The sequence below is a fragment of the Rhodococcus sp. NPDC056960 genome, from assembly GCF_042674125.1.
Lineage (GTDB): Bacteria > Actinomycetota > Actinomycetes > Mycobacteriales > Mycobacteriaceae > Rhodococcus_F.
The window spans coordinates 240,422-261,217 of record NZ_JBHURF010000011.1; the positions used below are offsets into that span (position 1 = coordinate 240,422).

Sequence of the window (20,796 nt, forward strand, 5' to 3'; positions counted from 1 at the left end):
GCCGGAGGCACGCTCGACTCATCGCCGACCGTCGAGAAGTGATGCCTGAGGGAGCGATTCCTCGGTGACGCAGATCGACTAGCGGGGTGAGGACCGGCGCGACACGACGGAGGACCCCTCCAACAGGTCGAGACCCTTGACCGCCAGCAACAAGCTCTGGCGGGTTGCCGCGTCGTCGAGTGACTTGCCGAGGATCTCCGAGATTCGCGTGAGTCGGTTGTAGAGGGTGCGGCGCTGGATGAACAGGCTCTCGGCCGCCTCGGTCTTGCGACCGTCCACCTCGAGGAACGCGCGCAGCGTAGGCAACAGGGGAGCGGAGGAGCGGGCGTCCTTCGTCAGCAGCGGACCGATCTCGTCCTCGACGTAACTCGCCAATTCCGGCCCCTGGGCAAGTGCGACCAATAACCGTTCCACTCCGAGGTCGTCGAAGTCGAGAATGGGGGTGCTCGGCAGCGATCGGGCGACCGCGGCGGCACTCTTGGCCTGCGTGACCGCTACGGGGAGCATCTGTGCTGCCACGGCACGGCTCACTCCGCCACCCTGCGCTGCGTCGCCCAGGTATCCGAGCAGGCTCTCCCGGTCGGTCTTGGCGGACGTCACGGCCACGGTGTACTCGCCCAAATCCGCGCTGATCACCGCGACGTCGTCCCGGCGGGGGAACCGGGTGCCGGTCGAGGCATCATCTCGGTGATCTTTGTTGGCAATGGCGACGAGGATGAGGCCCGAGCCGAGTTGACAGCCGAGGCGGCTCGCCTGCTCGACGAACTCGACGCCCGTCAGGTCGCCCAGCAGCAGCCGCGTGATGAGCGACGTACTACGTTGGTCGTCGCGTGCCTCACGGCTCCGATCGGTCAAGAGAGAGATCGCGACCGCGGCCGCCCCCCGTTCCACCGCGAACACCACGCCGTCGCGATCGGCGGACGCACCGAGCAGGACGTGGATCCACCCCCACGGTTGGCCGCGCATCAGTACCGGCCGGCGTACGCATTCGGCATCATCGCTGTGGAGCCCGCGCGCGTGGCGTTCCCACGCTTCGATCTCCACCCCGTTCAGGTCCCCGACGTAGGCCGTCACCCTGTTCACGATGTTCTCGAGCACGACCGCGCCACCTGTGAGACGGGACAGTGTTCGAACGATCGCGAGTGAGTCCGCCCCCATCAGCAGAAGCTCGGAGAAGGTCGACTCCACTTCTCGCTCACGCGTGAGTGCGCTCAGCCGAATGTTCGTGAGGATCTCGTGGACCTGCGCCGAGACGCCTGCGAACGGTACCTCTTGGGACAGTGCCACAATCGGAAGCCCGCACGTCGCGCCTTCCTCGATGACGGCGTCCGGGACGCGGTCGAACATCCGCCCCGACTCTTCGATGACGAGGGCAGCGGCCCCCGCTCGCGCCACGGCGCGAACGAAGACCTGCTGGAGGGCTGCGGTGTTCCCCATCCCGAGTCCGGCGGTGAGGAGGAGCTCGCCGCCGCGAAGAAAGCGCGCGATGTCCGAAATCTCCGACGAGTGCACCCAGCGGACCTCGCGATCGAGGTTGTCACCACCCGTCAGTACTCGAGCACCTGCCTTCTTCAGGAGGTCGAGTTCGAGTGCGTCGGCGACCGTGAAATCCATCTCTCACCCACATGCAAAGTGTGTAATCCAGAATGCGAACCGGCCTCGGCCTCTCGCTACGGGTTCCCGCGACGCACTCATCTAGCCATGGAAGATTCTGCGCGTCAGTCGTTTTCGGATGGCTTCGTCGCGCGGGCGGCGTAGCGCAATCCCTGCTTGGTCAGACGGCGGATGCTCGGGTCTGCGAGGTCGGCGGGCGTGTGGCCGATCGAGTGGTAGAAGACCCGTCCCGTGCCCCAGTCGCGCACCCAGGAGACAGGGCTGCGCAGTCCTTCCAGCCACGGCAGGTGCTCGCCCGTGAACACTGTTTCGGCGAGAACATGGTTGTTGGGGTCGACGTGCATGTAGTACTGCTCGGACGCGACGTCGAAGTCCTCGACATCCGCGGTGACCTCGTGGTCCCGGTCGGTGATGGTCACCCGGTACGGCTGCGGGTACGCCTCGCCCCCGGGGTGTTCGATGAAGTCGCCGCCGAGGAGGAAGTGGTACTTCAGGCTTGCCCGGAACGCGGCGGCCGCGCCGTGCCAGGCGGCGACGCCCGTTCCCGCCGCGACGGCGTCGAGCAGGTTCTTTTCCTGGGAGTCGCTGAGGTCCTCGGTGGTCAGTGCGTTGTTCCATCCGAGCACGATGAGGTCGTAGCCCGACAGGTCGCGGTCCAGAGTGAAGATGTCCTGCGACTCCTCGACGTCGAAGTCGAGTTCATCGAACAGGTCGCGGGACCAGGCCGCGATGTCGTAGGGGTAGTGCCCGGGCCAGCCGCCGTACAGGTACAGGACATTGGTCATCGTACGAACTCCTTTAGTGATACGGTTCACCTTTGGTGGTGAATCGTATCACCTCGTTGATTCGGGTCAACCCCACTTGCGCTCGTCTGGCAAATAATCCCGACGACACGCAGAAGGGCTCTCATGCAGAAATGTTCTATGCCGCAGCGTCAATGACGCTCCGGCTGGGGATCCGGTCGAGTCGCGCTGGATCAGCGGGCGATCAGCGACATTCGGTTTCGAGGTCGAGTCGGCGTTGTTCGACGACTGCCAGTGCAGCGAGGAACAGGTACACGGCCGGAACGATGACGATGGGGACACCTACGAGAACAGCGATGATTCCCAAAGCTTCCATGAGCTACTCCACCAGTGGATCGGACGGTAATCGAGGGAGAAACGCAGACGGTCGTGCCGAACGCCGACGCCGGTCCTCTACTGGGCCGCTGCGGCGATCTCCGGGGCCACCCGGAGGGCGTTGGCGGCGATGGTCAGCGCCGGATTGAGTGCGGCGGACGAGGGGAAGAATGAACCGTCCACGACCCACAGGTTGCCGATGTCGTGGCTGCGGCACGTGGGATCGAGGACGCTCGTCGATGGGTCGATCCCGGCGACCGCGGTCCCGCACATGTGCGAGTTCGTCGCGATCCCCATGCGTTCGGTAAGGATGATCGGATACCCGGCCTTCCTCACTGCCGCCGACACCCGGCGTACCAGTTCTCGATGCGGGGCAACGTTGTTGGGAGTCCAGTCGACGACGATTCGCTCGCCGTCGACGCGGACCCGATTGGTCGGGGTCGGTAGGTCTTCGGTAGTGAGGTAGATGTCGAGGCTGCGGTCGGTGACCATGCTCAGTGCCCACATCGGCGCCCACGGACGAGCGCTCTTGACGTGCGCGGCCTGAAGCTTGCCGAGCATCTGTAGGTTGCCGAGCGGGTACTCGTTCGCCGGACCTGCGACGTACCAGTCGTTGATGCCCAACGTCTTCTGCCATGCGGTCGTGTTCTTCCGCAGCGGGTTGAGGCCCATGAAGAACGTGCTGTTGTGCACCATGTAGTTTCGCCCCAGCAGACCGGACGAGTTGCCGAGGCCGTTCGGATTCTGTTCGTTCGCCGAGCGGAGCAGTAGCGCGGCCGAGTTCACCGCGCCTGCCGAAACGACGAACTGGTTCGCGACGATCCGGAGAGTACGTCCACGGAACGCTGCTTCGGCGGCGACGATTCGAGATCCGGTTGGATCGGTGAGTAGCCGTGTCACCTTTGCCTCGGTGAGCAGGCGTACCTTCTCCGACTCGAGGGCCGGGCGCAGCGCCCGGTTCTCCGCCTCGCTCTTGTGGTCGGTCTGCGACGGTGTACCGTCCGCTGCTGTTGCCTGTCGCCGTTGTTCCTGCGTCGTCAGGTTCATTGCGTTCGGTGAGTGGAACGGATGCAAACCCTGCGCGCGCAGCGACGTAGCGAACCGTTCGATCGTCGGTTCGTGCGGCAAGGGCGGCAGCGGGTACGGCGACGACCGCGGCGGTTCAGTCGGATCCTCGCCGTCGTTCCCGTGCACCTGGTACAGCCGTTCCGCCTCGGCGTAGAACGGTTCGAGGTCTTCGTAGTGGAACGGCCATTTCGGGGAGATCCCATCGTAGTGCTGGGTTTCCTCGAAGTCCGATGCGCGGAACCGGGGCAGGCTGCCACCGTAGAACTTGGTGTTGCCGCCCACCCAGTAGTAGACCCCCGGTTGGAACGACTCCCCAGTCTTCCCGTCGAACCAGGGTTCGGCCGTCTTGTAGCGGCCTGCGAGGAACATTTCGGCGGCCTGCGAGTTCTCCGCCTCGCGGGGAAGGAACCGCCCGCGCTCGACGACCAGGACGTCGACGTCACGGTCACGCAGTTCCCATGCGAGCGTGGACCCGCCCATGCCGGATCCGATGATTACCACGTCGGCGGTGACGGTGTCGGTATCGCCTACCTCGAGCACCGCACCGGTGCGGAGTGGGTCGTACGCGTCGATCTGATCGTGCCCGGTGGTTCTCACAACTGCTGTTCCTTGTCTCGGATGGCCTGAGTGCTCGTCTACCCCTCGTCCTCGATGTACGGCGGCACGAGGGAAGTCCCACCTGCGGGCCTCGGGGGCCGCCCGCTACGTCCTGCCGGAACCCGGGGTGCCCGCAACCGTCTCCTTGTTCGAGGCGTATCGAGACGAGGATCGGTGTCCGAGATGCGAGGAGCGGGAGGCATTCAATGATTAGTTAATCGTATCACTAGTAGTACGCGAGTCGATATGTTCACGGCAGCCCTTCGATGTCTGTCGACCGCCTGCCGAATCGCTACAGCGTCGACGAGGCGGACCACATATCGAGTGCAGCACTGTCTTCGGCGTACTCGTCGATGGCGGCCAGCTCGTCTGCGGTGAAAGTGGTGTGTGCTGCGGCCGCGATGTTCTCGTCGATCTGCTCGACGGTCGAAACACCGACGAGCGCGGAGGTGACGCCACCCGGGCGCAGTGCCCACGACAGGGCCATCTGTGCAAGTGACTGGTCTCGCTCACGGGCGATCCCGGACAGGGCACGAATTCTTCGCAGCATGTCGTCGGTGAGCATCTCGGACCGCAGGGTGGGACGGTTGACGGCGCGGTCCGGTCGAGTGTTGTCGACGTAGCGGTCCGACAGCAGACCCTGTGCCAGCACGCTGAATCCGATTGATCCGATCCCGTTGTCGCGCAAGACTGTCAGGAGGTCGCGTTCGACCCAGCGGTTGAGCAGCGAGTACGCGGGCTGGTGCACTACCAGTGGCGTGCCGAGTTCTCGGGCGACTTCGATCGCCTTGCCCGTCCGCGCGGCCGAGTAGGACGAAATCCCGACGTAGAGGGCTTTGCCCTGCCTGACCGCCGTGTCGAGCGCGCCGACGGTCTCCTCGACGGGGGTGTCGGGGTCGGCACGGTGGGAGTAGAAGATGTCGACGTAGTCAACGCTCATCCGTTCCAGCGACGCGTCGAGGCTGGCAAGCATGTACTTGCGAGACCCGCCATTGCCGTAGGGCCCGGGCCACATGTCCCAGCCGGCCTTGGTCGAGATGATGAGTTCGTCGCGGTAGGACTTGAAGTCCGTTCGCAGCATCCTTCCGAGGTTCTCTTCGGCCGATCCGTACGGAGGGCCGTAATTGTTGGCCAGATCGAAGTGAGTGATTCCGCGGTCGAATGCGTGCCGGAGCACCTCGCGCTGGCTGTCGAATGTCCGGTTGTCGCCGAAGTTGTACCACAGCCCCAGGGAGATTGCCGGAAGCAAGAGCCCGGTATTTCCCACCCGTCGATAGTCGAGGTGTTGGTATCGGTCTTCGGCCGCGGCATACGGCCGGTGAATGTCGGGTACGTGTGCGGCGTAATACGGTGACGGGCGGTCCACTTTGGCTCCAGCGGTGATCGGAAGCGCGGCAGGCGAGAAGATGTGTGCAATCGACAGGTAGGTGCTGCGGATAGCCGATGGGTGAGGCGGTCGACGACGCCGGATGCCCGGCCGCGGCCGATAGTTCGCTCTGCGGCCGGGCATCCGAGTGACTCGGGAGGGCTGGGGTCTCAGGACTTGACGATGAATCCAGCGTCGATCGGCAAGGCGGTAGCGGTGATGTACCGGCCGGCGTCCGAAACGAGGTACAGGATGGCCTCGCTGACATCCTTGGGCTCGATCCACGGCACGGGCAGAATGTGAGTGCCGGTGAATGCGCCCTCCACATCTGCACGGGTGGGCTTCTCGAGGTCCGGCCGGAAGAGGCCGTAAACGAAGTCGTTGTTGATCATGTTCGTGTCGACGCAGGTCGGGTTCACCGAATTGACCCGGATGTTGTACTCACCGAGTTCGCGTGCCAACGAGGTCATCAACCCGGTCACGCCGTGCTTGGATGCGGAGTACGACGAGATGTTGGCGGCGCCCTTCAGTGCCTCGGTCGACCCGGTGAAGACGACCGAGCCGCCCTCGCCTTGCTCGATCATCTTCGGCACCGCAGCCTTGATGGCGTGCCAGACGCCCGTGAGGTTGATGTCGATCATCTCTCGCCATTCGTCCTCGCCGAGTTCCCAGGTCAGACCTCCTGAGCAGATGCCGGCGTTGGGAAGGACGATGTCGACACGACCGAACTGCTCGATGCCGGCGTCGAAGGCGGCCTTGACCTGGTCGAAGTCTCGCACGTCAGCTTGGGTGACGACGATTTCCTGTCCGGTCTCCTTGATCAGGCGGACAGTCTCCTGCAGATCCTCATCCGTTGCGCCGGGGTAGGCGGTGGAGCCGAGTTTGCGGCACAGATCCAGGCCGATGATGTTCGCACCCTCGCGCGCCAGTGTGAGGGCGTGTGATCGTCCCTGCCCGCGAGCGACACCGGTGATGAAGACGACTTTTCCATCCAGCTGACCCATGGTCTTCTCTCATTCGTTTTGTTGCGAGTTGTGGTGGCGGGCGTGGGATGCCCGTGGGTAATCGAAGTCCGCTTCGACCACCTTCTGGCCCGGTTGCCTCGAAAGGCTGACTGGCGGGCCGTTATTCGGTAGTGAATCGTATCACCTAAAGGTGATTCGTCAACGGGTGTTCATTGGTTCGAGAACGGGATTGACAGGCTCACGTGTGGTGATACGCTTCACTAACGCCTGGTGAAGCGTATCACTAGGATGTGCCGGCGAGCTAGCGCAATCTACAAATGGAGTGAGAATTCTCGGATGGCGATCCATCGGCGCGCTGCTGGTTCTGCCATCCGCCGACCATCCCACTGGGCGGATCAACCGTCCTCGTTAGGAGTGACGATGTCGAAACTACTTCTGATCGACTCTTCGGCCGACCTGGACACGTCGGTGTCCAGGCAGCTGACGCAGCTGTTCGCCGAAACCTGGGCGACGGCCGATCCGGCGAACACCGTCGTCCGGCGAGACCTGCATCGGCAGCCGCCGCCGCACCTGCCGCACCCCGCACTGCACTGGGCGCCTCGTCTTCGTTCGGCGCAGCCGACGGTCGACGCGGGAGTCGAGTCGCTGCAGCGCGAGCTGATCGACGAACTCGTCAGTGCTGATGTGGTGGTGATCGGAGCGCCGATGTACAACTGGTCTTTGCCGTCGACGTTGAAAGCGTGGATGGACTACGTGCACGTTCTGGGCACGACTACTCCTTTCGATGACGAGTCTCAGCCGTTGGCGGGCAAACCCGCCGTCATCGTTTCCAGTCGCGGCGACCAGTACGGGCCCGGCACTGCCAACCCGGATGCCGATCACGCGGTCCCTCCTCTGGTGCTCCTCCTCGGGGAAGCCTTCAAGATGGAGGTCGAAGTGGTCACTGCCGAACTCACCCTTGCGGAGACCATCCCGGAGCTGAACGGCTTCGTCGCAGACGCACAGCGCAGTCTCGCTTCGGCGCGCGAATCGGTCGTCGCAGCAGCGACGAGGCTGGCGAAGAGCTGATCGATCTACCGGTTGGTGAATGAGCGGATGCTCAATCGAATATTCCTGACCCTCGCGGCGTCCCCGCGGGGGCAGTCGCAAATTGGACAGCTGTCCATATGTAACAATCGGCAATACGATGGACTCAGGCCCGAAAGTGCGTTCGGCGACCGAACGCGCACGGGTACCGAGAAACATGTTGTCGACCATCGGCAAAGAAGCGAGATAGGGGACTGCAGCTGTGGTCACGATGAAGGATGTTGCAGCGGCGGCGGGAGTCTCGCTGGCCGCTGTGTCGTACGCCTACAGCAACTCTCCGAAAGTGTCCCCGCAACGGCGAGCGCACATCTATGAGATCGCCGGCCAGATCGGCTACACGGGCCCACACATCATGGGTAGCAGCCTGCGGTCTGGACGCGTGGGAGCTGTCGGCGTCATGGTCACCGACTCGCTCGTCCACGCACTCGACGACCCGTCGTCCACACTGTTGATGAAAGGCATCGTCGAAGTCGGCGAACTCGCAGACGTGGCCTTGACGTTGCTGCCGCTCGCAGGTGGCGACCAGTTGATCACCGAGCACAAGTCGCCGGCAGTGCGCGGGTTGGTCGACGGGGTCGTCATTCACAACGTCCCGATAAGCCATCCGATGATCGACGTGCTGATCGAGCGGGGTATTCCAGCCGTGGCCATCGACTCTCCGAAGTCGAGCAAGTTGCCGTACGTGGGTATCAACGACCGCAAGGCCGGATGCGCCCAGATGTCCCATCTCCTCGAGCTCGGTCACCGCAGGATCGCGGTGATCGCGGACCGGCTTCATTACGGGGGAGGTCCGGGACCGATCCTCCCCGAGCGCGTCAAGGGTGCCACAGAACGAGTGGTCCAAGAACGACTGCTGGGATACTTCGACGCTTGCCGTGAGTACGGGATAGCGGCCGATGACCTGATCATCGAAGGAGCCGGGGGCATCGACCGGAGCAGTGGCACGCTGGCCACGGAGCGGATCCTCGCGCGCGCTCAGGTCACCGGAATCGTCGCCACATCCGACGTTCATGCGGCAGCTGCGCTCGAGGTACTCCACCGGCAACAGATCAAGGTGCCGGAAGAAATCTCCGTCATCGGATTCGACGATGCGCCGATCGCTGAAATGTGGCGTATGACCACCATTCGGCAGCCTTTGGTGGAGAAGGGGCGAAGGGCCGCATCCATGCTCCTGGAACAGATCGACGGAACCGGAACCCGCCGGCGGGTCACCCTGGACACGGAGCTCGTCGAGCGCGAGACCACAGGAAAGCCCCCTATCGGCTGATTCGGGGCGCCCCTGAAGTGTCTGGGCGCTCGGGACTCCGCCGAGTTGCACACAATGTGCATAAGTCCGTGGAGCTTCGCCCGGATTGTGTCTAGCCCTGGCACCCGGAATGGTTGAGGCTTAGGTCACAAGGTGAAACGATTATCTTCTGCCCTGATCGGATCACCCTCACGCAAGAAATCCATTCGCCATGATCCTTCCAGGCGACAACTAGCTGGAGCACATCAATGACTAGTCCTGACATTTCGCCGTCAGAGGCGAAGACCCTCGACGCTGACGAGGCGTATCTGAAATCTCTCGGATACGAGCAAACCTTCGAGCGGAAGATCAGCCTGTGGGGCAACTTCGCTCTCGGATTCGTTTACCTCTCACCGATGGTCGGTGTGGTCGCCATGTTCGGTGTGGGCCTCGCCATCGCCGGCCCGCCGGCGATCTTCTGGATCATCCTCGTCGGGATGGGGCAGTTCCTCGTCGCCTTGGTCTTCGGCGAGATCGTCTCGCAGTTCCCTCTCGCCGGCGGTATCTACCAATGGGCTCGGCGCCTGTGGGGCGGGAGGTACGCGTGGCAGATGTCGTGGCAGTACATCTGGTGCATCATGATCGCCATCGCGACCACCGCCCTGTTCGGGTCGGACTTCGTGGTCAGCCTGTTCAAGGGCACGGCAGACGAGCCGAGTGTCACGGCCACACCCACCGAAAAGCTGTGGATCACGCTCGCCATGCTCGGTATCTGCCTCCTGTTCAACTTGACCGGGACACGCACCCTGGCGCTGATCGCGAAGATCGGGCTGGCCGGCGAGCTGATCGGCATCATCGTGGTCGGGTTGTACCTGCTGGTGTTCGAACGTAAGCAGGAATTCTCCGTCTTCTTCGACAGCTTGGGCGCCGGCGGTTCCGACGGTTACATCAAAGCGTTCCTGGGTGCATCTCTCGTGGGGCTCCTCCTCTTCTATGGCTTCGAAGCGTGTGGTGAAGTCGCAGAAGAAACCCCCAACCCCGCGCGTAGCATCCCCCGCGCAATGCAGATGACCGTTGGGATCGGTGGGGCAGCGGCACTACTTGCCTACGGCGGCTTCGTCCTGGCGGCGCCCAACCTCCCGGCAATCATCTCCGGAGACGACAGCAACCCGATCCCGACGATCATGCAGGACTCCATCGGCACCGTGGGAACCAAGATCTTCCTCGTGGTCGCTCTGACTTCCTTCCTCGCCGGGGTGATGAGCCAGCAGGCCGCCGCCAGCCGGCTGGTCTTCTCGTTCGCTCGCGACGACATGTTCCCCGGTAGCCGCATCTTCAAGAAGGTGTCGGAAACCCGGCACCACCTCCCGGTGAACGCGCTTCTCGCGATCAACGTCGTGCCGGTCCTGCTGACGGTGTTCAACTACTTCTCACCCGACGGATTGCTTCGCATCGCAGCCTTCCAGGTGCTGGCCGGTTACGTCGCCTTTCAGATGGTGGTTCTGGCCGCACTGCGGGCCCGGATCCGAGGTTGGCGGCCGGCAGGCATCTGGAACCTCGGCCGCTTCGGGATGGTCATCAACGTCGCTGCGCTCGCCTACGGGATTCTCGCGTGCATCATGCTTGCCAAACCCACTGGTGCGGCCAACCTTCCATTCTTCGACCGATGGACCGCGCTGCTCGGCTTCATCATCGTTTCCGCCCTGGGCTTGACATACATGCTCATCACCAAACCTCAACTGAAATCGAATGCTCCCGAAGGTGACGCGATCGAGGTCGCGGACCGAATTCGGGTGGCCCGTCAGCACCTCACGGAGAACGCAACAGCGCGCTAGACCGGCAGCAATACGGAAGGCCTTCGCAGAGCCGGGTCGCCAGTAGCTTTCTGGGGCCCGGCTCCTTCCGTAGCGACCTCGATGAGGAGGACGTCTCCATGAGAGAGCAATTCGCCACACAGGCCGGTGCGGGATCCGGCGCAGGACGCACCGACGGACTACTGCAGTTGATTCGCGTGCTCAGGGACCACGAACTTCCCGACGACGAGGCTCGCGACCTCGCGCTGACATCCGCTGTGCGACTCCTCACCGAATCTCCGACTTCGCACAGATCCCGGAGCAACTCACGCCGGGAATTGTCCGCAGTCGCACTCGAGTCCCTGCGCACCGAACTGCAGCCCTTGCAAGTCAGCCAGCAGGTGCGCATCGATTATCTACTGGATGCAAAATCGGTAAGCACCGTCGACAGGCGAGCTGCGGGCACGGCGGGCCGCTTCGTCACTCAGGCGGTCTACCTGCTCTGTACTCAACCGCGGGTCAAGCGGTTCCACATCACGTGGTATGTCGGTACAACCCAGCTGATCGTCACCGTTCGCGATGACGGTCCCGGCGAGCTCGACGAGCATTGGCTACGAAACGAAATCGATCTCGGCGGTGTCCCCCGACCCGACCGCACCGATGTACGCTGCACACCCCGGTGGGGAACGGAAATTGTGATGACGCACATCATCGGACAACAGACGCTCAGCCGCGCGCATCTTCCGCGCGAGCATCCACTGGCCGTTCTGAACGACCGCGAGTGCGATGTGCTCAACATTGTCGCCCGAGGAGAGCGGAACAGATCCATCGCCGAGAAGCTGGGCATCAGCGAGAACACGGTTCGATTCCATGTCGCCAACATTCTCAAGAAACTGAATGTCACCAGTCGGCAGGAAGCGGCGGCGAAGCTGATCGACGTGCGATGAGCGCACTCACAGCGAGGTCGTCTCGCCTTGCCCCGCGACCGACTGGGCACCCGCACACGGTCGTTGATGAAGACGTCTCTCGTCGTCCGTTCGAGCACGGCCCGGCTGCGGGAATCGTGACGATGCCCGGCGCAGGCCGGACGTCATCCCTCATGATGGATCGATGACGAGTGCGGTGCCGCGACTGGGCGTGACGTTCATCCCGACGATCGAACCCGAGCGGCTGAGGGATTTCGCGCGGGTCGCCGAGGAGAGTGGTCTCGACGAGATCTGGCTGTGGGAGGACTGTTTCAAGGAGAGCGGCATCGCGTCGGCGGCCGCCGCGCTCGCGTGGACGGAGCGAATCCACGTCGGCGTGGGGTTGATGCCCGTCCCGTTGCGCAATGTCGCTCTCACCGCGATGGAGATCGCCACGCTCTCCCGGTTGTTCCCCGGCCGGGTGATCGCGGGCGTCGGGCACGGCGTGCAGCGTTGGATGGAGCAGGTGGGCGCCCGCGCGTCGTCGCCGATGACCCTTCTCGAGGAGTACACCGTGGCGTTGCGGGCGCTGCTCGACGGCGAGACGGTGAGCACGCAGGGGCGGTACGTCCGGCTCGACGGAGTGAAACTCGACTGGCCTCCCACCGAACGGGTTCCGTTGATGCTCGGCGGCGAGGGCCCCAAGTCGATACGCCTCGCGGCGCGTCTGGGCGACGGCAACCTGGTCACGTCCGCCGTCAGCGACGCCGACATCCGCGACACCCGCGATCTGATCGTGGAGGAGATCGGCGTCGACCGGGTGTCGTCCCATCCGATGGTCGTTCCGAAGATCGCCGCGACCGGCGACGGCGCGCAGCGGCGGGTGGACGAGGAAGTGGCGCGGTGGGAGAAACCGGTCGACGCGGGAATCGGGGTCGCGGGGGCCGCGGCTACCATCGCCGCGGAGGTGCGCAGGCTCGCCGGGCTCGGCGCGACCTCCGTGGCGATCGCGCCGACCGAGGACGAACCGGATCTGCTGGGATTCGTCGAGTTCCTCGGCCGCAGTGTCCGCCCCCTCCTCCCCACGTGAGTGGGAAAGAGTGCCGGAGCACGCTTTCCCACTCACATGGTCAGGGGGCGGTCGGCCAGGTGTCGGACAGGGTGTAGCCGGTGGGGAACGGGTCGGCCGGGTCGAGCCCCACCTGGCTGAGTTCGGTGATGTACGCCTGACCGCTCACGCGGGGGACCACGGCGTCGTACGTTCCGACCTTCGTCAGTCTGTCGATCCGGCTCTCGAAGCGACTGCCGATCACCGATTCGTGCACGAACTTCTCCCCGACCTCGACGAGGCCCTTCGCCTTCAGCACCGCCAGCCGAGCGGACGTGCCGGTGCCGCAGGGCGAGCGGTCTAGCCGGCCGGGGGAGACGACCACGGCGTTCCGGGCGGTCAGCACCCCGTCGGTGCGGGAGAGCGGGCCGACGAATTCGGTCTGGGTGATGCCGGCGAACTCGGGATTGGTCGGGTGCACCACGGGGATCTGCTCCGCGGCGGCGGTCTTGAGTTTCTGCCCGAGGTCGCAGATCTCGCGCGCCTCGTCGGGCTGCAACTTCAATCCGAGCTGGTCGGCGTCGGCGAGCACGTAGGCCATGCCGCCCCACGCCACGTCGACGGTGAGGGTGCCGTAGCCGTCGAGTTCGAGCGGCACCCCGATCTCGTAGGCGAACGCGGGCTGATTCTCGAATTCGACGCTCGTCACCTTGCCGTTCTCGCAGGTGCAGCGAATGCGGATGAGCCCGGCGGGTGCCTCCAGCACGATGTCGGTGACCGGTTCGACCATGGGAATCATGCCGGTCTCGAGCAGCGCGGTGGCGACGCACATGGTGTTGCTGCCCGACATGGCCGGGTACTCCGTCGACTCGGCGATGACGTAACCCATCTGGGCCTCGGGGTCGGTCGCCGGGACGACGAAGTTGACGCACTGGGTCACCGAGCCCCGCGGCTCGTGGAGCAGCAACTGCCGAAGGTCGTCGCGGTGCTCGCGGAAGTGCTTCATCTTCTCGAAGACCGTGGAACCGGGGACGTCGCCGATTCCGCCGGTGACGACGTTGTTGATCTCGCCGCCGACGTGACACTTCACTACGTTGACTACTCGACTCCAGCGCACGATCTTCCTCCGGGTGTTCGTCTGTGTTGCGGTGGCCTGGTTCCAGCCTGCCAGGGCTGAACTTCTTTTCGCCTGCCGGCGAGAGGCGAGGCCGGCAGCAGGGGTGGTTGCTGCCGGCCTCTGCGCACGTGTCGGGGAAGGGTCACTCCGTATGAACGCGCGCGGTCTGGGTAACGAGCCCTAGCTGCGGGCGTAGGTGAGTCCGGTCTCGGCGATGAGCTTGGTGAGTTCTTCCTTCTTGTCCGCGGGCAGCTCACCGTACGGAGCCCGGGGCACCCCGAGGTCCACGCCGACGGCCTGCGCGGCAGCCTTGGTGGCCACCGCGTAGCCCTCCTTGCCGAGGAAGTCGAGGACGTTCCACAGCCGCTTGAAGATTTCGAGGGCCTCGGTGTACTTGCCGGCCTTGGCGAGTTCGAAGATCGCGACGCACTCCCTGGGCGCGAAGTTGGGCGCACCCCAGATGGAGCCGGCCGCCCCGGCGGAGAAGGCGGGCAGCACGATCGTGTCCCAGCCGACGAACGTGTCGATGGCGTCGCCGAGGTTGAAGATGAGGTCGAAGGCCTGCTCGATAGAGCCGGACGTGTCCTTGATGTACTTGACGGCGTCGGTGCGTTCGAGCAGTTCACGGTAGAACGGGCGGTCGAGGTTCATGCCCGTGACACCGGGCAGGTTGTACACGATCACCGGGACGTTCGCCGCCTCGCCGACGGTGGCGAAGTACTCGATGACCTCGTGGCGCGTGGGGGCCTCGTAGAACGGCTGCACCAGCAGGACGGCGTCGGCGCCGGCGTCGGCCGCGTGCCGCGACAGTTCGATGGCCTCCGCCGTCCGGGTGGATCCGGTCTGCGGTGCGACGGGCACGCGACCGGCGGCCTGATCGATGACGACCGTGTTGACGAACTTGCGCTCGTCGAGCGTGAGTGCGGCGAACTCTCCGGTGCTGCCGCCGGGGACCAGGCCGTGCAGTCCGTTCTCGATCAGGAAGTCGACGTGGTTGCGCAGTGCACCCTCGTCGACGGAGCCGTCCTGGGCGAAGGGAGTGGAGACGGCGGCGAGGATGCCACCCAGCTTCTTGGTCATGTCGTGTCCTTTTCGGTGGTGGGGGAATCGAAGATTGTTACATTGACGATTGTCGACAAGAGGACGATGTCAAATTTATGGTCGATTTTCGGTGGTGTCAAGGGGTTGTGCGGACGCTATTCGCCGACGGTGAGGGGATCGCGGCGGAGAGGTTCCGCTTCCACCCTCGCATCGACTGTTCGGCCTGCGGTTTCGTGCAGCGTTGCCGCCGCCACGATGGCCATCACGCCCGTCACGATGAGGATGACCGACGGCGACAGCGGACTGCCGGTGGCCGCGATCAAATACGTTGCCGCATACGGTGCGGTGCCGCCGAAGACTGCGACCGAGATGTTGAATCCGATCGAAAAGCCGGCGTACCGAACGCGACTCGGGAAGATCTCCACCATCGCAGCGCCCGACGCCGACATGAACATGGCGAGACAGATCCCCATCGCGGCGTGGGCCACCACGATGGCGGGGACATTCCCCGTGGCGAAAACCAGGAACGCGGGATAGACGATCAGCGTGCTCGAGACGGCGCCGAGGATGAGCACCGGTTTGCGTCCGTAGCGGTCGGAGAAGCGGGCGAACACGAAGATCGCGACCGCCGCCGAGCACAGGCAGGTGACCGTCGACGCGGAGGCCAGACCGAACGAGAATCCCACCTCCGACTGCAGATACGTCTCCATGTAGACGAAGATGAAGTAGAAGGCCGCCGCCTGCAGTGCAATACAACCGACGACCTGCAGGATCTGGCGGTGACTGGTCGAGAGTGCGTCCTTGACCGGCGTCCGGCTGACTTCACCCGACGACTGGAGTCGTTCGAATTCTGCTGTGTCGCTGAGCTTCAGGCGAATGTAGAGTCCGACCAACCCGAGCGGTCCGGCGATGAGGAAGGGAATGCGCCAGCCCCACTCGAACATCGCAGCCTCGCTCAGTGCGGCGTTGAGGCCGAGGACGAGAACCGACGCCGCGGCGTTGGCCAGGTAACTCGAACAGTGCCAGAAACTGACGGTGCGCGCCCGCCGTCCGCGTCGCGCGGATTCGACGAGGAACGTGGCCGCGCCGCCGGGTTCACCGCCGGCGGCGAAACCCTGAATGATCCGCAGCGTCACCAGCAGGGCCGGGGCCGCGAGGCCGATGGTGGCGTAACCCGGCAGCAGTCCGACCGCGAACGTCGACAGCGACATCAGGATGATCACCGTCGCGAGGATCTTCTTGCGGCCGACCTTGTCTCCGAGCCTGCCGAAGACGAAGCCGCCGATGGGATTCATCAGGAACGCGACACCGAACGCGGCGAACGTCGCCAGCAGACTCGTCGCCGGATTCTCGGACGGAAAGAAGATCCTGCCGAGCAGGACGGCGAGGAATCCGTATGCCGCGAAATCGAACCAGGTGATGAAGTTTCCGATGGCGGCGGCCGTGATGGCCCGCCGCATCTCGGAGCCGTGCAAACCGCCCTGTACTTCCGTCATGGGTGTTCCGATCGGTCGAGGGGAAGAATCGGCACTCTGAACTCGTATCTCGCTGTCGGGTCGTCGACCCGCCACACGTCGACGTTGCCGTCCCACAGCGTCACCAGCCAGCACTGGCGACCTCGCGACGGCACGACCATGGTGGCGTGCGCCCAGGGCGAGATCGCACCGCTCCGAATGTCTATCCGTCGAATATGCTGTCCGACGGCGGCTTCCGGTTCGCAGGCGGGGCGAGCGGTGTCGTGGCGGCTCGGCGCCGTCACGACAGGCTCACGATGACGTGCTTGATCCGGGTGAACTCCTCGAGTCCGGCGGCGCCGCCCTCCTTGCCGTAGCCCGAGCCCTTGAAGCCGCCGAGCGGTCCCTCCGGTCCGACCGCCATGTGGTTGTTGACCCACACGACGCCGGACTCGATCGCGTTGACGTTCCGCAGCGCACGACCGATGTCGCGGGTCCAGACCGACGCGGCGAGTCCCTGCTCGACCGCATTGGCCTTCTCCAGCGCGTCCGCCTCGTCCGTGAACGTCTGGACCGTCGCCACCGGTCCGAAGATCTCTTCCTGCACCAGCCGATCGTCCTGCTGCAGACCGTCGATGAGGGTGGGCTCGTAGAAGTAGCCCGGACCGTCGACGATTGCGCCGCCGGTCACGACCCGAGCGTGGTCGGGCCGGGAGTCGACGAGTTCGGCCACCCGGGCCCGCTGGCCTTCCGAGATGAGCGGGCCGAGCACAGTCGAACTGTCGGCGGCGTCGCCGATCCGGGCCGCCCTCAAGCTGTCGGCCAGTGCCGCGACGAATGTGTCGTGGAAGGTTTCGCTCACCAGCAGCCGGGTGGCCGACATGCACTCCTGACCGGCGTTGAACAGGATGCCGTTGGTGAGGATCGGCAGAGCGGCCTCGAGGTCGACGTCGTCGTAGACGATGACGGGGGCGTTCCCGCCCAGCTCGAGCACGAGTCGTTTGGGCGCGGCGCCCGCGGCCTCGGCGATCCGCTGTCCGGCCGAGGTCGAGCCGGTGAACGACACGAGGTTGACGTCGGGGTGACGGACGAGAGCGTCTCCGACCACACTGCCCTTGCCGTGCACGACGTTGAGAACACCCGGGGGCAGCAGTTGCTGTGCGAGTTCGGCGAAGCGCGTGGTGGCCAGCGGAGTCAGCTCGGCCGGTTTGATCACCACGGTGTTGCCGGCGACCAGCGCGGGGGCGAGCTTCCAGATCGCCTGCCAGAGAGGGAAGTTCCACGGCGTGATGCCGAGTACGACGCCCAGGGGTTCGCGCCGGACGAAACTGGTGTTGCCCGCGGTGAAGTCACCGGCGGCCTGCGCGGTCAGCGCCCGGCCCGCGCCGGCGAAGTGCCGGAAGGCCGCGACGATGCCGGGGAGTTCGTCACCCTTCGCCGCCGTCGTCGGCTTGCCGGCGTCCAGGGTCTCGAGGTCGGCGAGTTCGTCGAGGTTCGCCTCGAGGAGGTTGGCGAGGTCGTGCAGAATCTGCGAACGCTCGCCGGGCGTCTTCGCGGCCCACGCCGGGAATGCTGCCCGGGCCGCGTCGACGGCACGGTAGCCGTCCTCGACGGTCGATTCCTGGAGTTCGGCGACGACCTCGCCGGTGGACGGGTTACGGACCTGTCGCACCTGCTCGGAGGATCCTGCCACGGCCTTGCCGTCGATGATGTTGGTGACGGAACGAAGCGTCGAGGACATGAAGTTCCTTTCGGATGGAGATCGGTTGTCGGGGGAGTGGGTGGTCAGAGATGCCCGGACTGGGTGTCGATGGACCTTCCGCGCCTGCTCTTGGGGATCAGCATGTAGATGACGGCGCCCGACGCGATGACCAGCAGCATGCCGAGGCCGACATGGGTGGGATCGGAGTAGATGAGGAGTGCGCAGAGCACGACGGACCAGGCGATGGCGAGGACGAAGATGACCGGGCTGACGATGCCGTAGTGCCACGGGTGGGCCGGCAGCTTGCGCTTGATCAGCCCGTAGAAGCCGACGACGACCACGACACCGTAGGCCATACCCCAGGCGAGTGCCGTCATCGCTGCGAGCACGGACAGAAGCGACGACCACAGTGCGAACACCACGGAGATCGCGAAGATCGTGAGGGTCGCGTTGATCGGGATCTTCTGGGCGCTGACCTTGCGCAGCCAGGAGGCCGCGGGGATCTGGCCGTCGCGTGCCTGCGACCACAGAACGCGAATGCCGGTGAGCTGCAGCATGACCAGGGCGGCGAACAGGGCGACGATCGCGACGGCTTCGAAGATGTTCGCGAACGCGGTGCCCACCGCGGTGTCGAGGATCAGTTTGACCGGGGTGGTGCTCTCCATGACCGCGGGGAGGTCCTGAATGGCGAGCATGATCAACGCGATCATGAAGATGCCGACGACGTAGGAGGAGACGTTGGCCATCACCGATGCCATCGGTGCCTTGCGGGCGGCGTCCTTGGTTTCCTCGGAAGCGTTTCCGGTGGCGTCGAACGACGAGATCGCATATGCGGGAAGGATCATCGCGAGAAGGAAGGGTACGAACCAGTTGCCGCCGGTGGTCGTTCCGCCGGACTCGTTCAGGAACGACAGCGGCTGGGTCGGATGCTTCACCACCAGCAGCACCCCGACCAGTGCGACGACACAGAGCACCTCGGCCACCACGCCGATGTTGTTGAGCACGGCTGCGACCTTGACGCCGGCGATGTTGATCACGGTGCCGAGCACGATCAGGCCGAGTGCCCAGGGCAGGGCGTCGGTGTTGTTCTCGAACGTGACGCCGAACCAGCCGGCGACGAAGGGGGCGATGCTCACGGCGACGGTGGTGACCGCGACGGTGTGCGCGATCAGCAGCCACCACCCGGTCTGCCAGGCCAGCCACGGCTTCCCGGTGATCCGGCCGGTGATCTGATACACGCCGCCGGCCAGGGGGTAGGCGGAGACCAGCTGCGCGACCGCGAGCCCCACGGTGAACACCTGGAGGCCGCCACCGACGAGGAACGACCAGAACGACGCCGGTCCGAAGAACCCGAATCCGACGATCAGGGTGGTGAAGATGCCGGAGGCGATCGCGATCGACGTGAACTGGACTCCGAAGGCGGAGAACAGCCCCAGCGTTCGGTTGAGTTCCTGCTTGTAGCCGAGCTTCTCCAGATAGGCGGAATCGGAGTCCGCTCCGGAATCGAGGAGCGGACGTTCGGGCTCGGTGGGCGGTTGAGTGGACACCGGGTGCTCTTCCGGGGTTATGGCCATCGTGACCTCGCTGGTCTCTGTCGCGGGCATCTCGGCGGGGATGTGCCGAGACGAGGTTCGGTTGTCGTGGAAGAAGGTGACGGGATGCGTCTCGCTTGTTCTACTGTCGACAATCTACCACAAATCGGTGTGATCTCAATCACCAGTTGTGTCGATTTCGGGAGAGAAGGGCGGTCGGAGACCACGCGGAGGCATCGCAACGACCGACGCCGGGCGGGCCGCCCCCGTGATCACGGAGGCGGCCTCACTCACGGTCGCATCGGGGGCGGGCGCCTGCCCGCGGAGAAGGTCGTATTTACGCGGTCGACGGCGACGAACCGCCGGCCGCGGCCGGGGCGGCGTCGGTCGAACCGTGGACGTGCCGGTCGATCTCGCGGGTGATCGCCTCGAGATCGCCGGTGTCGATGATGCCGAGCAGGCGCTCGTGTTCGGCGACGACGTCGTGGAGGTCGGGGAACGACTGGTGATCCGCCGAGAGGAACAACTGCAGCTGGGACTCCCAGCTGCGCCACAGGTCCAGCAGGAGGGTGTGCTCGGACAGTTCGTAGATCACCCGGTGGAAGCTCATGTGCGCGTCGATGGTCCGGGTCATGTCACCGTCGTCGGCGCCCCGGGCCATGTCCTGGAGGGTCCGGACGATCTTGGTCCGGCCGGCGCCCGACAGCCTCGGCAGTGCCAACTCGATCGCGTAGGGCTCGAGCCGTTTGCGCAGGCTGGCGATCTCGGCCATCCCTTTCGCGCTGACCTCGGCGACGAACGCACCCTTGTATGCGATCTTCACCACGAGGCCCTCGTCGGCGAGGATCCCCAGGGCCTCCCGCAGCGGAGCCCGGCTCACGCCCAGGTCGGCGGCGATGTGGGCCTCGCGGAGCTGACTGCCGGGGGCCAGGGTGCCGTCGAGGATGGCCGTGCGCAGCACGCCCGCGACCGTGCCGGGAGTGGTGCGCTGATGGATCCGCCCGAGGGAGATGTCGCTGTCTTCGCGTCGACCCACGGTCGATCCCGGTGGACGATTCGGTGACAGAGTCATCGGGCTGTCCTTTCTGATGGCGGTTGATTTCGACGTTCACCACGCCGGGAGCCTCTTGTCGACAGTAGATCAACAGTGGTGGATGAGGGGAGC

17 protein-coding genes are annotated in these 20,796 nt (G+C 64.8%); 5 read left to right on the top strand and 12 right to left on the bottom strand.

The window, feature by feature from the left end; genetic code table 11:
* Nucleotides 1-78: 78 nt before the first annotated feature.
* The 6 genes from ACFTWF_RS19600 to ACFTWF_RS19625 all read right to left on the bottom strand — a co-directional run bounded on the left by ACFTWF_RS19600 (nucleotide 79) and on the right by ACFTWF_RS19625 (nucleotide 6,767).
* Nucleotides 79-1,614 (bottom strand): PucR family transcriptional regulator, encoded by a 1,536-nt coding sequence (locus tag ACFTWF_RS19600; RefSeq protein WP_378462839.1) that lies wholly within the window; start codon nucleotides 1,612-1,614, stop codon nucleotides 79-81.
* A gap of 104 nt (nucleotides 1,615-1,718) precedes the next feature.
* The gene (locus ACFTWF_RS19605) at nucleotides 1,719-2,399 is read right to left on the bottom strand and encodes a ThuA domain-containing protein (protein ID WP_378462840.1); all 681 of its coding nucleotides are present in this window, start codon (nucleotides 2,397-2,399) and stop codon (nucleotides 1,719-1,721) included.
* A gap of 202 nt (nucleotides 2,400-2,601) precedes the next feature.
* The gene (locus tag ACFTWF_RS19610; RefSeq protein WP_378462841.1) at nucleotides 2,602-2,733 is read right to left on the bottom strand and encodes a hypothetical protein; all 132 of its coding nucleotides are present in this window, start codon (nucleotides 2,731-2,733) and stop codon (nucleotides 2,602-2,604) included.
* Nucleotides 2,734-2,810: 77 nt separating this feature from the next.
* Nucleotides 2,811-4,397 (bottom strand): FAD-dependent oxidoreductase, encoded by a 1,587-nt coding sequence (locus tag ACFTWF_RS19615; RefSeq protein WP_378462842.1) that lies wholly within the window; start codon nucleotides 4,395-4,397, stop codon nucleotides 2,811-2,813.
* A 292-nt stretch (nucleotides 4,398-4,689) separates the two neighbouring features.
* A complete protein-coding gene (gene mgrA, locus ACFTWF_RS19620) occupies nucleotides 4,690-5,763 on the bottom strand; it encodes an L-glyceraldehyde 3-phosphate reductase (RefSeq protein ID WP_378462843.1) in 1,074 nt (357 codons plus the stop codon).
* A 170-nt stretch (nucleotides 5,764-5,933) separates the two neighbouring features.
* Nucleotides 5,934-6,767: a mycofactocin-coupled SDR family oxidoreductase gene (locus ACFTWF_RS19625; RefSeq protein ID WP_378462844.1), complete on the bottom strand. Its 834-nt coding sequence runs from the start codon at nucleotides 6,765-6,767 to the stop codon at nucleotides 5,934-5,936.
* Nucleotides 6,768-7,148: 381 nt separating this feature from the next.
* Between ACFTWF_RS19625 and ACFTWF_RS19630 the strand changes: the two genes are divergently transcribed.
* From ACFTWF_RS19630 to ACFTWF_RS19650, 5 genes are all read left to right on the top strand, one after another.
* Nucleotides 7,149-7,796 carry an FMN-dependent NADH-azoreductase gene (locus tag ACFTWF_RS19630; protein ID WP_378462845.1) on the top strand — a complete coding sequence of 216 codons (648 nt, stop codon included), beginning with the start codon at nucleotides 7,149-7,151 and terminating at the stop codon, nucleotides 7,794-7,796.
* A gap of 229 nt (nucleotides 7,797-8,025) precedes the next feature.
* Nucleotides 8,026-9,081, top strand: coding sequence for a substrate-binding domain-containing protein (locus ACFTWF_RS19635; protein ID WP_378462846.1), 1,056 nt, complete (start codon nucleotides 8,026-8,028; stop codon nucleotides 9,079-9,081).
* A 227-nt stretch (nucleotides 9,082-9,308) separates the two neighbouring features.
* The gene (locus tag ACFTWF_RS19640; RefSeq protein ID WP_378462847.1) at nucleotides 9,309-10,874 is read left to right on the top strand and encodes an APC family permease; all 1,566 of its coding nucleotides are present in this window, start codon (nucleotides 9,309-9,311) and stop codon (nucleotides 10,872-10,874) included.
* Nucleotides 10,875-11,050: 176 nt separating this feature from the next.
* Nucleotides 11,051-11,779, top strand: coding sequence for a helix-turn-helix transcriptional regulator (locus tag ACFTWF_RS19645; protein WP_378462903.1), 729 nt, complete (start codon nucleotides 11,051-11,053; stop codon nucleotides 11,777-11,779).
* Between the two features lie 163 nt (nucleotides 11,780-11,942).
* The gene (locus tag ACFTWF_RS19650) at nucleotides 11,943-12,827 is read left to right on the top strand and encodes an LLM class flavin-dependent oxidoreductase (RefSeq protein WP_378462848.1); all 885 of its coding nucleotides are present in this window, start codon (nucleotides 11,943-11,945) and stop codon (nucleotides 12,825-12,827) included.
* 40 nt (nucleotides 12,828-12,867) lie between these two features.
* Here ACFTWF_RS19650 and ACFTWF_RS19655 read toward each other — a convergent pair whose 3' ends face one another.
* The 6 genes from ACFTWF_RS19655 to ACFTWF_RS19680 form a co-directional block, all read right to left on the bottom strand.
* Entirely contained in the window at nucleotides 12,868-13,902 is a 1,035-nt protein-coding gene (locus tag ACFTWF_RS19655) for a proline racemase family protein (RefSeq protein WP_378462849.1), read from the bottom strand.
* Between the two features lie 180 nt (nucleotides 13,903-14,082).
* Nucleotides 14,083-14,982, bottom strand: a complete 900-nt coding sequence (locus ACFTWF_RS19660; RefSeq protein ID WP_378462850.1) for a dihydrodipicolinate synthase family protein — start codon at nucleotides 14,980-14,982, stop codon at nucleotides 14,083-14,085.
* A gap of 116 nt (nucleotides 14,983-15,098) precedes the next feature.
* A complete protein-coding gene (locus tag ACFTWF_RS19665) occupies nucleotides 15,099-16,439 on the bottom strand; it encodes an MFS transporter (protein WP_378462851.1) in 1,341 nt (446 codons plus the stop codon).
* 259 nt (nucleotides 16,440-16,698) lie between these two features.
* Entirely contained in the window at nucleotides 16,699-18,138 is a 1,440-nt protein-coding gene (locus ACFTWF_RS19670; RefSeq protein ID WP_378462852.1) for an aldehyde dehydrogenase family protein, read from the bottom strand.
* A 44-nt stretch (nucleotides 18,139-18,182) separates the two neighbouring features.
* Entirely contained in the window at nucleotides 18,183-19,646 is a 1,464-nt protein-coding gene (locus tag ACFTWF_RS19675; RefSeq protein WP_378462853.1) for an APC family permease, read from the bottom strand.
* 322 nt (nucleotides 19,647-19,968) lie between these two features.
* Entirely contained in the window at nucleotides 19,969-20,703 is a 735-nt protein-coding gene (locus ACFTWF_RS19680) for a GntR family transcriptional regulator (protein ID WP_378462854.1), read from the bottom strand.
* Nucleotides 20,704-20,796 lie beyond the last annotated feature (93 nt).

What these genes read in the sequence shown, in the direction of transcription:
- ACFTWF_RS19600 (WP_378462839.1), bottom strand. Translation starts at nt 1,614, where the DNA reads ATGGATTTCACGGTCGCCGACGCACTCGAACTCGACCTCCTGAAGAAG.
- ACFTWF_RS19605 (WP_378462840.1), bottom strand. Translation starts at nt 2,399, where the DNA reads ATGACCAATGTCCTGTACCTGTACGGCGGCTGGCCCGGGCACTACCCC.
- ACFTWF_RS19610 (WP_378462841.1), bottom strand. Translation starts at nt 2,733, where the DNA reads ATGGAAGCTTTGGGAATCATCGCTGTTCTCGTAGGTGTCCCCATCGTC.
- ACFTWF_RS19625 (WP_378462844.1), bottom strand. Translation starts at nt 6,767, where the DNA reads ATGGGTCAGCTGGATGGAAAAGTCGTCTTCATCACCGGTGTCGCTCGC.
- ACFTWF_RS19630 (WP_378462845.1), top strand. Translation starts at nt 7,149, where the DNA reads ATGTCGAAACTACTTCTGATCGACTCTTCGGCCGACCTGGACACGTCG.
- ACFTWF_RS19635 (WP_378462846.1), top strand. Translation starts at nt 8,026, where the DNA reads ATGAAGGATGTTGCAGCGGCGGCGGGAGTCTCGCTGGCCGCTGTGTCG.
- ACFTWF_RS19640 (WP_378462847.1), top strand. Translation starts at nt 9,309, where the DNA reads ATGACTAGTCCTGACATTTCGCCGTCAGAGGCGAAGACCCTCGACGCT.
- ACFTWF_RS19650 (WP_378462848.1), top strand. Translation starts at nt 11,943, where the DNA reads ATGACGAGTGCGGTGCCGCGACTGGGCGTGACGTTCATCCCGACGATC.
- ACFTWF_RS19660 (WP_378462850.1), bottom strand. Translation starts at nt 14,982, where the DNA reads ATGACCAAGAAGCTGGGTGGCATCCTCGCCGCCGTCTCCACTCCCTTC.
- ACFTWF_RS19665 (WP_378462851.1), bottom strand. Translation starts at nt 16,439, where the DNA reads ATGACGGAAGTACAGGGCGGTTTGCACGGCTCCGAGATGCGGCGGGCC.
- ACFTWF_RS19670 (WP_378462852.1), bottom strand. Translation starts at nt 18,138, where the DNA reads ATGTCCTCGACGCTTCGTTCCGTCACCAACATCATCGACGGCAAGGCC.
- ACFTWF_RS19680 (WP_378462854.1), bottom strand. Translation starts at nt 20,703, where the DNA reads ATGACTCTGTCACCGAATCGTCCACCGGGATCGACCGTGGGTCGACGC.